At 53.5% G+C, this 12502-nt stretch carries 10 protein-coding genes; 5 read left to right on the forward strand and 5 right to left on the reverse strand.

What is annotated here, in order from left to right:
• Complete coding sequence (locus ACSEMK_RS15465; protein ID WP_015369696.1) at positions 1-855, reverse strand: AraC family transcriptional regulator; 855 nt, start codon at positions 853-855, stop codon at positions 1-3.
• Positions 856-1084: 229 nt separating this feature from the next.
• Here ACSEMK_RS15465 and ACSEMK_RS15470 point away from each other — a divergent pair, with 229 nt between their 5' ends.
• The 4 genes from ACSEMK_RS15470 to ACSEMK_RS15485 are packed head-to-tail and all read left to right on the forward strand — an operon-like array spanning position 1085 to position 5984.
• Entirely contained in the window at positions 1085-2923 is a 1839-nt protein-coding gene (locus ACSEMK_RS15470) for a DUF2264 domain-containing protein (protein WP_435336604.1), read from the forward strand.
• Positions 2920-4200: an oligosaccharide MFS transporter gene (locus ACSEMK_RS15475; RefSeq protein ID WP_015369698.1), complete on the forward strand. Its 1281-nt coding sequence runs from the start codon at positions 2920-2922 to the stop codon at positions 4198-4200. The genes ACSEMK_RS15470 and ACSEMK_RS15475 overlap by 4 nt, the downstream gene beginning before the upstream one ends.
• Positions 4201-4213: 13 nt before the next feature.
• Positions 4214-5404: a glycoside hydrolase family 88 protein gene (locus ACSEMK_RS15480; RefSeq protein WP_047058886.1), complete on the forward strand. Its 1191-nt coding sequence runs from the start codon at positions 4214-4216 to the stop codon at positions 5402-5404.
• A 22-nt stretch (positions 5405-5426) separates the two neighbouring features.
• On the forward strand, positions 5427-5984 hold the full coding sequence (locus ACSEMK_RS15485; RefSeq protein WP_015369700.1) for a DJ-1/PfpI family protein: 558 nt from the start codon (positions 5427-5429) through the stop codon (positions 5982-5984).
• Positions 5985-6091: 107 nt separating this feature from the next.
• On the opposite strand, the gene ACSEMK_RS15490 is transcribed toward ACSEMK_RS15485, so the two are convergent.
• Positions 6092-6874, reverse strand: a complete 783-nt coding sequence (locus tag ACSEMK_RS15490) for a hypothetical protein (RefSeq protein ID WP_213793586.1) — start codon at positions 6872-6874, stop codon at positions 6092-6094.
• 30 nt (positions 6875-6904) lie between these two features.
• Positions 6905-7216 carry a M15 family metallopeptidase gene (locus ACSEMK_RS15495; protein WP_430915081.1) on the reverse strand — a complete coding sequence of 104 codons (312 nt, stop codon included), beginning with the start codon at positions 7214-7216 and terminating at the stop codon, positions 6905-6907.
• A gap of 715 nt (positions 7217-7931) precedes the next feature.
• Here ACSEMK_RS15495 and iroN point away from each other — a divergent pair.
• On the forward strand, positions 7932-10106 hold the full coding sequence (iroN, locus tag ACSEMK_RS15500; protein ID WP_430915082.1) for a siderophore salmochelin receptor IroN: 2175 nt from the start codon (positions 7932-7934) through the stop codon (positions 10104-10106).
• A gap of 54 nt (positions 10107-10160) precedes the next feature.
• On the opposite strand, the gene ACSEMK_RS15505 is transcribed toward iroN, so the two are convergent.
• Both ACSEMK_RS15505 and ACSEMK_RS15510 read right to left on the reverse strand, forming a co-directional pair.
• Positions 10161-11093 (reverse strand): alpha/beta hydrolase, encoded by a 933-nt coding sequence (locus ACSEMK_RS15505; protein ID WP_430915083.1) that lies wholly within the window; start codon positions 11091-11093, stop codon positions 10161-10163.
• A gap of 83 nt (positions 11094-11176) precedes the next feature.
• On the reverse strand, positions 11177-12415 hold the full coding sequence (locus ACSEMK_RS15510) for an alpha/beta hydrolase-fold protein (RefSeq protein ID WP_316424719.1): 1239 nt from the start codon (positions 12413-12415) through the stop codon (positions 11177-11179).
• Positions 12416-12502: the final 87 nt, after the last annotated feature.

A 12502-nucleotide genomic window follows, 5' to 3' on the forward strand; every position in this document is an offset into this window, starting at 1 on the left:
TTATAAAGCGGAGCGCCGCTGGCTGGCCTTACGGTACTGCAGCGGCGTCTGGCGCATCATCTTTTTAAAACAGGTAATGAAGTAGGTCACCTCGCCAAATCCCACCGCTAATGCGATGGCATCAATGCTCTCATCGCTATTACGTAGCAGATCGCAACTGCGTTTTATTCGCCGGGTGAGCAAATATTCATGGATATTGCCGCCGGTCTGCTGACGAAAAACCCGCGAGGTGTAGCTGCGCGAAAGTCCGAGGTCGCAAGCCAGCTGGTCAAGAGAAAACTTGCTGGCATAGTGGGCTTCGATCCAGTTCATAATCCGCGAGGCGACGGTCTGCTGGCGCGGCGGGTAGCGTTGCGGCTGCTCGGGTAGAAACGTCATCAGCTGCATCATCAAAAACGCCACCTCGCAGGCGGTGGTCTGCTCGTTATCCTCCAGACGCTGAAACTGTTCAAGGATCCTTTCGATAAATGCCGCGTGCTCGCTGAGGTCGTAAATTTGCGCCGGCAGATTGCTGGCGGCCAGCGCTGCGAACTGGGCCTGATGGCGCGGGAAAGCGCTGAGCGCGCTCTCAACGACCGACTGCTCAATGTGCATGGTGGTGCGGTGATAAGGATTTTTATCGCTATGATCGACCTGCACTTTGTGCAAACGGAAGGGCGGGAAGATAAATAATCGCCCAGGACGGGCGGTGTAGTGCTGGTTATCCACCACCACGATGCCGTAGCCGCTGGAAATATAAAGCAATTCAACGCATTGATGCCAGTGGTAGTAAAGCACGCTGGTGGTATACATGCGATTAAACGAAATGGCCTGCCGATCGAGCGTAATACGTTCCAGCAGTTGCGCTTCGCCCATTTTGCCTCCAGGACAACAGATTTAAATTTTTACGCCATCATTTGCAATTTATCCTCCGCGCGGTCGACAAAATCCAGCAAAAATGAAATGGCGGTTTAATTTTGTGAGTCCGCTCACTCAGCGCCGGGAATAAAAGCGGTTACTCTTCATCCAGACGTCGCACACGTGGCTTGATAAAAGCCTAATAACAATAACTTACCTCTATCCTCGTGTTATACGGGAGGACCCTGTGCAACCTGAAAACATTCATCTGGATAACCCACTGACAAGCCGGGAAGAGGTGCTACGGCTGGTCAATGAAATGCTGAACGCGGTGGCGCCTTATTTTAAAAACGACGCCAGCCGCATTGATTTAGCGAACTTCACCGCTCACTACGGCCAGCAGGTCGCGAGCATGGAAACCTTTTCCCGCCTGCTGTGGGGCGTGACGCCGCTGTTGGCTGGCGGCAGCGAGCCGCAGCATTTATCCTTCTATTTACAGGCGATAAAAAACGGCACCAATCCGCAGCATGCCGATTACTGGGGCGAAGTCGCGCCTTACGATCAACGCATTGTCGAGATGGCGGCTTACGGATTATTGCTGGCGCTGGCGGGCGAAACCGTACTGGCGCACTTCACTGCTGCGGAAAAAGAGAACTTATGGCGCTGGTTAAAGCAGTGCGAGACCCAGGATATCCCGGATAATAACTGGCACTTCTTTCCGATTCTGGTGCAGGTTGGCTTTCATTATTGCGGTATGCCGACCAATCCGCAGGCGCGGGAAGATCATTTTGCCGCCATGGAACGTTATTACCTCGGCGATGGCTGGTACTCGGATGGTCCGGGCCGCCCGCGCGACTATTACATCTCGATGGGCTTCCATTTCTATGGCCTGATTTACGCGAAGCTGATGGCCGATGTCGATCCGCGACGTTGTGCGGAACTGCGTCAGCGGGCCGCGCGTTTCTCCGCTGACTTCATCCATTTCTTTGCCGATGACGGCGCGGCGATCCCGTTCGGCCGTAGTCTGACCTATCGCTTTGCTGAAGCGGCGTTCTGGAGCGCGGCGGCCTTCGCCGGGCTGGAGGTATTTTCGCCGGGGGTGATGAAAGGCATCGTGTTGCGCCACCTGCGCTGGTGGCTGAAACAGCCGATGTTCGATCGCGACGGCGTACTGAGCGTCGGCTACAGCTACCCGAACCTGGCGATGGCGGAAGATTACAACGCGCCGGGTTCACCGTACTGGGGGCTGAAAACCATGCTGGTGCTGGCGTTAGGCGAGGGCGACGCCTTCTGGCAGGCGGCTGAGTTGCCGCTGCCGCCGCTGCCCGCGCAGCACACAATAGCCCATGCGGATCAGGTGCTGGTACATCAGGCCGATCACCTGTGGATGCTGACTTCCGGCCAGTTGGAGCTGAACAACTTCGTTAATACCGAGGCGAAATACTGCAAATTTGCCTACTCCACCCGCTTTGGTTTCACCATTGAGCGGGGGCGCTACGGGTTGAACCATGCCGCTCCCGATTCGATGCTGCTGCTGGCCGAAAAGGATAACTACTGGCGCGGCCGCCGCGAATGCCAGCAGGTGGTCACCGCTGATGGCGTCATTTACAGCCGCTGGCTGCCGTGGCGCGACGTGGTGATTGATAGCTGGCTACTGGCGCTGGGCGACTGGCAGCTGCGCGTCCATCGCATAACTACCCAGCGCGCGCTGGATTGCGCGGAAGGCGGCTTTAGCCTGGCGAATCGTCCGCTGCCGCAGGCGCAAGAGAGTGACGGCGCCTGCTGCTTACGCAACGCCCGCGATATCTCGGCAATTTTCTGTTTACATCCGCACACCCGCCGTGGCGAGACGGTACTGACGCCGCCGAACAGCAATCTGTTGTTCGCCGAACGCGCGGCGGTGCCGGTGCTGCGCGGCGAGCTTGATGCGGGGACGCATTGCCTGGTAAGCGCGGTATGGGCGGGGAATGCCGCCGACTTCGAACCGCAACACTGCCCACAGGCCTTCATTAGCGATGACGCGGTACGCTTCGTGACGGCACGACAAGAAACGACGCTCGTTCTGGCCCCGGAGGCATCGCTATGAGCACATCATCGTCCGTACGCGCCGCGCAGTACAAAATGAGTACCTTTATTTTTCTCTATTTTTTCACCTGGTCATCCAGCTTTGGCCTGTACGCGCTGTGGCTGAGCCAGAAGGTAGGTCTCGATAGCATTACCATCGGCAGCGTGTTCGCCATTAATGGCGTTTTCGCGGTGGTCCTGAAACCGGTGTACGGCTACATCATGGACAAAATCGGCATGAGTAAGTGGCTGCTCTATTTTGTCTGCGCCATTTCCGCGCTGATGGCGCCGTTCTTCGCGCTGGTGTACCAGCCGCTACTGCAAAGCCACGCGACGCTGGGGATTATCATCGGCGCGCTGTATTTGAGCCTTGGCTGGTACGCCGGGGTGGCGGCTTCCGAATCTTATGCCGACCGCTTTAGCCGTCTGTACGGGCTGGAGTTTGGCCGTATCAGAATGTGGGGTTCGCTGGGCTGGGCGATGGCGGCTTCGGTCTCCGGACTGCTGTTTAACTTCACGCCGCTGGCTAACTTTTTGCTCAGCAGCGGCACCTCGGTACTGATGCTGCTGGTGCTGATTAGCCTCAAAATTGGTGATGAACAGCTGCGCAATAACAACGTCATTTCCGCGAATAAGATCGTCTTTGCCGATGTGTTGATGCTGCTGAAAAATCGCAAATTCTGGATGTTCAGCCTCTACGTCGCCGGAGTGGCGTGGATGATGTTCATCGCCGAGCAGCAGTTCCCGCGCTATTTCGTCTCGTTCTTCGCCACCAAAGAGCAAGGGAACGCCTGGTACGGCTATCTGAGTACCGTCCAGTCGGGGATGGAATTCGTGATGATGATGTTTATCCCGTGGCTGGTGAACCATTATGGCGCCAAGCGCGGCCTGCTGTTCTGCGGCTGCGTGGTGGGGGCGCGGCTGATTGCCTCCGGCCTGACCAATGACCCGATTGTCATCTCCATCATCAAACCGTTTTACGGCGTCGAGATCGCGCTGCTGCTGATTTCGGTCTTCAAATACATCGCCGAACACTTCCATCGTCGGGTTAACGCCACGATGTACCTGCTGGGTTACCAGGCGATGATTTATGTCGGATCGATTGTGGTCGCGCCGCCGGCGGGTTACCTGTACGACAAAATCGGCTTTGAGCATACCTATCTGTTGATGGGCTGCTGCGCCCTGACGTTTACGCTGATTTCCGCTTTTACGCTATCGCGCTGCCAGTCGAAGCGCGATGCCTCACGACCCTTTACTCCGGCTTTAGATACCGCCTCGGTTGAACCGGCCAAACATTAATTCAGGAGTTGTTATGACCAAATCTGTTATCACCGAAGCGCTGCGGCCGATAGAACTGCATCAGGTTGACCGCCTGGCGTTGAGCCAGAAGCTGGAAGACGCGCTGGACCGCGTGACGCGCAAGCTCGACAAAAATATCGTCGCCTTCGGCGATAAGTTCCCCGGCGAAGCCTGTGAAAACGGCATCTGGCCGCGTACCGATAACGTAGAGTGGACCACCAGTTTTTGGCCGGGCCAGCTGTGGCTGGCGTGGGAGATGACCGGCAAAGCGCACTACCGTGAAGCCGCCGAGCGCTATTTACCGTCGTTCGCCCGGCGTATTGAGCAGCGTATCGACACCGCGACCCACGACCTCGGCTTCCTTTATTCGCTCTCCTGCATCAGCGCCTGGCGGCTCACCGGCAATGAAGCCGCTCGCCAGTCGGCGCTGCTGGCTGCCGAGCGCCTGATGGAACGTTTTAACCCGACGGCCAAAATTATCCAGGCGTGGGGCGATTTAAACGATCCGGAGCAGCAGGGGCGAATGATCATCGACTGCAATATGAACCTGCCGCTGCTGTACTGGGCCAGCGAGCAGACCGGCGACCCGCGCTACGCGCAGGCGGCAACGGCCCACGCCGGGCAGGCGGCGAATTATATCGTGCGTGAAGACGCTTCGACTTATCACACCTACTATATGGATGTGCAGACCGGCGAGCCGCGCTTTGGTAACACCCATCAGGGCTACAGCGATACCTCATGCTGGTCGCGCGGCCAGGCGTGGGGCATTTACGGTTTCCTGCTGAGCTATCAGCACACAGGCGATAAGCAGATGGTTGAGCTGTCGCGCAGCCTGGCGCATTACTTCCTCAACCGCCTGCCGGAAGATGATGTCTGCCATTGGGATCTGGCGTTGCTCGGCACCGATGCCGTGCGCGACAGTTCGGCCGCGGCGATTGCCGCCTGCGGCCTGCTGGAGCTGGTCAAGGCGTTGCCAACGCTCGACGCCAACCGCGCGTATTACGAAGAGATGGCGCTGCGCATTGCGCTGTCGCTGACCGACAACTACCTGGCCCACGACGATGACCCTACCGAAGGGTTGCTGCAGCACTCGGTATATCACATGGGCAGCGGCAAGGGCGTCGATCAATGCTGTAGCTGGGGTGACTATTTCTATCTTGAGCTGCTGGCGCGGCTGCGACAGATTTGGTACCCGTACTGGTAACCCTCAAGGAATGGAGAGCGAGATGAAAAGCGTAGCCGTGTTATTAGCCCCCGGATTTGAAGAGGGGGAAGCGATAGTCACTATCGATATCCTGCGCCGTCTGAATATTGCGGTGCAGACAATTGCCTGCGGCGAGAGTCGCGAAGTGGTGAGCTACCACGCTATCCCGATGATAGCGGATAGCACCCTGAAGGCCAGCTTCGATCAAACCTTTGATGCCGTGGTGTTGCCGGGAGGCCCGGAAGGCAGTGTTAATCTGGCGAAAAGCGCGGAGGTCATTGCCTTCGTTCGCCGCCACGATGAAGCGGGTAAATATATCTGCCCGATTTGCTCCGCCGCCGCCCGCGTGCTGGGCGGCAATGGGCTGCTGAAGGGGCGTCGCTATGTCTGTTCCGGCGATCTTTGGCAGCAGGTGAGCGATGGCGTGTACGTGGATGCCGACGTCGTGGAAGACGGCAATCTGCTCAGCGGCCGGGGGTTGGGCAAGGTATTTGATTTTGCTTTCACCCTGGCGGCGCGGTTACAGGGCGATGAAGCGCCGGCGCGCGAACAGGCGGAACATATTTATTATCCGTGGTAGAACAAGATCTGCAGGCTTCCAAAATAATAATGGCGGCCTGCAGATTTTTTTAAATGTAAAAGAGGAAGTTACGATGTGTTCGCTTTTTCCTGGATTTGGTGCCAACATCACTTGATGTCAATTTTAAGTTCAGGGTAAATATTTTTTAATTCACTCACTTCTTTGGCATTTAGAGCGCCGATAAGATCCGGACTAGGCTTCATTGAAGAAAGCATTTCCAGCTCATCAGGGCTGATATCCGCTAGCTCAAATAAAATAAAACCAGTAATAAATCTATTCGCGGAGTCTGATTGATAATATGAGCCATCGATACGAAAGGCCGCTTCATTTCCGCCTCCGGTATCCGATGAGACTTCTTTCAACACTTCAATAAATGCAGTTCCTTTATAGAGGGTGTTTAGATAAGCGAAATTACAATTTGAATGTTTGGTTATATAGTCCCCAGCCGGCTTGTTAAATTTTAATGTTGATGTTTGTAATGATATTACTTGGTTGACTTCAGCATTATAACGGTATGCACTATTATAGTTTACACCACCATCAAATATGCCAGTGAGAACCGCTTTGGCTTTTGCTCCGGATTTTTCAATCGCAGTATAAGAGTCCTTTTTAACTGGTCCTGTGTCGATTTTATTTACCCCAGTTATACCGGTTGGAAATAAAATGAGACTTGTGGCACTCCAGTTCGTTAAGTACTCTTTACCGTTTTTGTCTATGCCTTTACATTGTTTATATAACCTCCCGAGATCATCCTCTATCCTGTTGTTTTTTGATATAAATTGCATTTCATTAAGGTCGGAATGTGCATTGAGATTTTGCGGTGTGTATTGTGTACAACCGGAAAGTATCAAAATCGCATTGATCAAAACAAGACTAGTATTTTTTTTCATTTTTATGTGTGCCACCCTTGCAGGCTGTGTTTAATTTTGAAAAATGAATTCATTTATTTCATAGTGCATAGGATCTTTTGCCGTAAAAGTGTTACCCCAAGTAAATCCGTGTTTTATAAAAATGTTTGACAACGGTGAGCTACTTATTCCATTTCCTTCATCATTAGGATTAATATCGAGCGCAATACCAAAAGCATGATTAGACGGTTTGCTACTATAGATGCCGCTCGTTGGTTTGCGAAGCCTTGCATAATATGGGGCTCCTAACTCTTTTATAATATGAATAAGACCTGCGCTGTGTATCTCTGAAAATGCTAATTTTAACTGTTCATGGCCTTTCACATGAAAAAGAAAAGTACTGCTTACATTTTTAATGTTTTTTAATTCTGGAATAGTAACGTACTGAATATCCTTTTCGTTTAATCATTTAGTGAAAATTATACGATCGCCAAATACTTTTTCCTCATGGGCTGTTTTATACGTTACCTTGCCAAACAAGGGGTGGTGATAAGTAAATATTGGCATAGCGCGCTCCAGGTGCAAATGATATGAGCAGGTAGATATAATTAAAATAGAGTAAATCCTTTCATTATCCACTAGATTTGGTAGGGTGTTTGAAATATTTGTTTTAAATCTAATGTAAGTGATGTTTTTTTATTTTTTCATCTCGGTTTTCTAATTATGTTAGTCTATTCATCTATTAGTAAGTAGGTATCCAGTTTAATTGATTGATTAATCTTTTTTGTTAAACAATCTATCAAAGGCCTTTTATAGCAATGCCCTGATTTAATAGATGATTTGTGGTTCGTACTGAGAGGGAGAGGTACCAGGTACCTCTCCCTACATCGACTTTAAGTCGATGTGTACCTACCAGCTTCTACTAACCATGCTCGTACCAAACCCCATCACTTTACCAATTCAAGGATTGCCTTAATCTCACTTAAATGATATTAATTATCATTCTCATAATAAAAACATAATAACAATATTAATACCTAGCAAGGATGTGAGCTTAACGAACAACCACTTTAAGTTAGGCATGAATTAGGGAATAGGTATGAGAATTAACAAGATCCTCTGGCCGCTCACCGCGCTAGTGGTAGGGTTGAATAGCCCGCTATCCGCCGCCAAATCTTCCGACGATAGCGATGAAACGCTGGTCGTTGAAGCCACCGCAGAACAAGTACTTAAGCAGCAGCCGGGCGTTTCAATTATTACCAGCGAAGATATTAAAAAGGACCCTCCGGTCAACGACCTCTCCGATATTATTCGCAAAATGCCGGGGGTGAACCTCACCGGCAACAGCGCGTCAGGCACCCGCGGTAATAACCGCCAAATCGATATTCGCGGTATGGGGCCGGAAAACACCTTAATCCTCATTGATGGCGTCCCGGTGACCTCGCGTAACTCCGTACGCTATAGCTGGCGCGGCGAGCGTGATACCCGCGGAGATACTAACTGGGTACCGCCGGAACAGGTTGAACGTATCGAAGTCATTCGCGGCCCGGCGGCGGCGCGCTATGGCTCCGGCGCGGCGGGCGGGGTGGTGAATATCATTACTAAACGCCCAACCAATGACTGGCATGGCTCGCTCTCGTTATACACCAACCAACCGGAAAGCAGCGATGAAGGGGCCACCCGACGCGCCAACTTTAGCCTGAGCGGGCCGCTGGCCGGCGATGCGTTGACGATGCGTTTGTACGGCAACCTGAATAAAACCGATGCCGACAGCTGGGATATTAACTCTTCCGCGGGGACGAAAAACGCCGCCGGCCACGAAGGGGTACGCAACAAAGATATTAACGGCGTCGTTTCCTGGAAAGTGAATCCGCAGCAAATTCTCGATTTTGAAGCCGGATATAGCCGTCAGGGTAATATCTACGCCGGCGATACGCAAAATAGCTCTTCCAGCGCGGTGACCGAAAGCCTGGCGAAATCTGGCGCAGAGACTAACCGCCTGTATCGGCAGAATTACGGTATTACCCATAATGGGGTCTGGGATTGGGGGCAAAGCCGCTTTGGAGTCTATTACGAAAAAACCAATAACACCCGTATGGATGAAGGTTTATCCGGCGGCGGCGAAGGGCGTATTTCGGCGGATGAGAAATTCACCACTAACCGCCTGACCTCCTGGCGCACCAGCGGCGAACTCAATATTCCGCTGGATCTATGGGTCGATCAGACTCTGACCGTTGGCGTGGAGTGGAACCGCGATGAGCTTGACGATCCCTCTTCTACTGGTTTATCGGTGAATGATAATAACATTGGCGGTATTCCCGGTTCAGCGGCGGATCGCAGCAGTAAAAATCATTCACAAATTAGCGCCATCTATTTTGAAGATAATATTGAACCGACGCCCGGAACCAATATTATTCCCGGCCTGCGTTTTGATTATCTTAATGAGTCCGGCGGCAACTTTAGCCCCAGCTTGAACCTGTCGCAGGAATTAGGTGATTACTTCAAAATTAAAGCCGGGATTGCCAGAACCTTTAAAGCGCCAAACCTCTATCAATCCAGCGAAGGCTATCTGCTCTATTCGAAAGGCAACGGTTGCCCTAAAGATATTACTTCAGGCGGCTGCTACCTGATTGGTAACAAAGATCTCGATCCGGAAATCAGCGTGAATAAAGAGATCGGCCTGGAGTTCGCCCTCGACGATTATCATGCCAGCGTGACTTATTTCCGTAACGATTATCAGAATAAGATTGTGGCCGGCGATGATATTATCGGGCAAACCGCTTCCGGCGCTTATATCCTCCAGTGGCAGAACGGCGGTAAAGCGTTAGTGGACGGCATTGAAGCCAGTATGGCGTTCCCGCTGGTGAAGGATCGTCTGAAATGGAATACCAACGCCACTTACATGATTACCTCGGAACAAAAAGATACCGGCAACCCGCTCTCGGTTATTCCGAAATACACCATCAACAACTCCCTGGACTGGACGATTACCCAGGCATTTTCCGCCAGCGTCAACTGGACGCTGTATGGTAGACAAAAACCGCGTACCCATGCGGAGTCGCGCAGCGAAGATACCGGCGGCCTGTCGGGTAAAGAGCTGGGGGCTTATTCGCTGGTTGGTACCAACTTTAATTACGATATTAATAAAAATCTGCGTCTGAACGTGGGGGTCAGCAATATCTTCGATAAACAGATCTATCGTTCATCCGAAGGGGCGAATACCTATAACGAACCCGGTCGGGCCTATTATGCCGGAGTGACGGCGACATTCTGATCGCATCGTCATCAGTATACTGCCCGCAACCGCGCGGGCAGTATCAACGCTGGGTTAAGGACAGCTATGCTGGTTGGACGCTTTTTCGCGGCTCATATCCAGCAGCGCGCTGTGGAATGAGGCGTTAAACATCGACCCGTGCCCCAGGCCAGGGAAATCCCAAAAGGCGGCATTAACCCCTTTCTCTTTCAGCGTGGCGAGGGTGGCATGTACTTTAGTTAGCACTTCAGCGGCGTGCGTTGCCCGGTTATCACCCGGCGTCGCTGACCCCTCCATAATGGCCAGGCTTTTGGCGCAATATGATGCGGGCTCGACCGCCGTGATTCGGTTCAGCAGGGCAAAGTTGTCCCGGCCAAGCGAAGGACTGGCGCTGTAATATGAATGGAAGAACGAGGACGAAAGCCAGGAGTCGAGCGCGAACAGGCCGCCGTATGAGTGGCCCCACAGGCCGCGGCGCTGTAGGTTGATTTTCAGCCCTTGCTCCGCCTTAGCGGCTATACGCGTTTCCAGTAATTGACGGAAGTCTTCACTGCCGCCGCTTTTGCGGCCAACATATGTTTCATTATTCTTTCTGACTGCCGGCGTATAGTCGTAGGCCCGGCCGTTAAGATCGAATGGCAGGTTGGTCTGATAACCGACCGCGACGATCACCGGCGGCGATTGCGCCGCCAGCTGCTTGAGTAGTTCGTCAGACAGGCGATCCATTACCGCATTACCATCAAGCATATATAGCACGGGATAGCCCGTTGGTGGCGCGGCTTTATTCGGTATGGCCGTCCATACCCGATAGTGGCGAGCGCCGTCGGCGGAATCGAACTGATTGACGCTGAAGTGGTAAAACGCTGAACCCTTATCGGCGATATTGGGCCCCAACGGCTGCATATCCGGTTTTGCTAAGCCTGAAGCGCTATAGCTGAGGGTGAGGCAAGAAAGAACGGCAAAAAGCGCCTTGCGCGGGCGCGTAGAGCGAGACTCGCGGGCATACATCTGATGATTATTCCTTTTCCGCAGGTGAAGTTTTCGTTATTCAGAAAGCACATACAGTTGCCTGAAAGCGCTTGCTGGTCAAGTCAACCCTGCAGTAAGCCGAGCCCATCAAGCAAGGCGCCGCGCCACCAGGCGTAGTCGTGCCCGCCGGTGTAAATGGCGCAATGACTATCAACGCCGGACGCCTGTAGCTGCTGATGAAGCCGCTGGACGTGAGGCACCGTCGAACCTTCCAGTGAGCCCACACACAGGCGGATACGGACAGTACGCGGCGGCGCAGACAACACATGTTCGCTGACCCAAGAAGTATCGGTTGCGCTAAATAAATGGGGGCGACTGCCGCCATCTGGCGTCCACCACATGGAAGGCGAATGGCTGAGCACCAGACCGAAAGTTTCCGGCGCATGGCGGGCGGCCATCAGCGCGCTGACGCCGCCGAGGCTCTGCCCGGCCAGGACGGTGCGTGAGCGATCCGCCCATTTTTGTCGCGGCTGTTCGCGGCGAATGGTCGGCAGGAGATGTTCCGCGACGTCCCGTATCAGTTCGCTGCGCCCGCCGAGTATCGTGGTGCGCTCGCGCTCATCGATATTGTCGATGCCCAGCAGCGCCACGGGAACAATGCGGCGGCTATCGATCGCGGCGTCGATGGCTGCGCACACCCCAAGATGATCGAACCAGGTTTCGCCATCGGGTAGCACCACCAGCCCCAACGGCTGCGACTTATCAACCACAGGCAGGTACAGGCGCACCTGCCGTGATTGCCCGGCAACGATCCGTTCTGAGGTCAGCAAGGTGCCGGCGTGGAGGCCTCCGCGCCATTCGGATTGAGCGGGGGCGTTATCAAGCGCCAGCACCGACTCCCGCACGCCGTCGCGAATAGCGATCTCCGGCGTCTTATTGAGCGGATCGGCCTGTCCGGCGAGTGCGGCAAAGCGGCTCCCAAGCTGATTAACAACCTCTTCCGGCGTGCCTGGCGGGATCTCCACCAGTGAATAAGAGCCGCAATAGCTGGCCGGCAGGCGCAGCGTCAGGGTCCAGATATCCGTTGCGGGAACCGGCGTCATCAATCCCTGTGACACCTTTTCTTTGTCGGTTACCCGGTTTAATCGCAGATAAACGCCTCTGAGCGGATGGCGGGCGCGCCACAAAAAAGTGACTTCACGTTCATCGGCTGCGCCGTCCACCGTTGTTACTAGCGGTACCGGCAGCGATGCGGCCTGCTGCCAGAAATGAGAAAGATCGGTAATGTTGCCGGTAGCCAACTGGCGGCGCAGGCCGGCGATAGCCGCTGAAAACGGCGGATGTGGATTGATATTGAACATTCTATCTCTTTGAAAAATCATGCTACCAGTAAAAATAGCTAAAGCGGCTGTTCTGCGAACAGCCGCTTTAGACGTGTTGATTAAGGT

Origin of the sequence: Klebsiella sp. K-3, assembly GCF_051207495.1 — a bacterium.
GTDB classification, from domain to species: domain Bacteria; phylum Pseudomonadota; class Gammaproteobacteria; order Enterobacterales; family Enterobacteriaceae; genus Klebsiella; species Klebsiella aerogenes.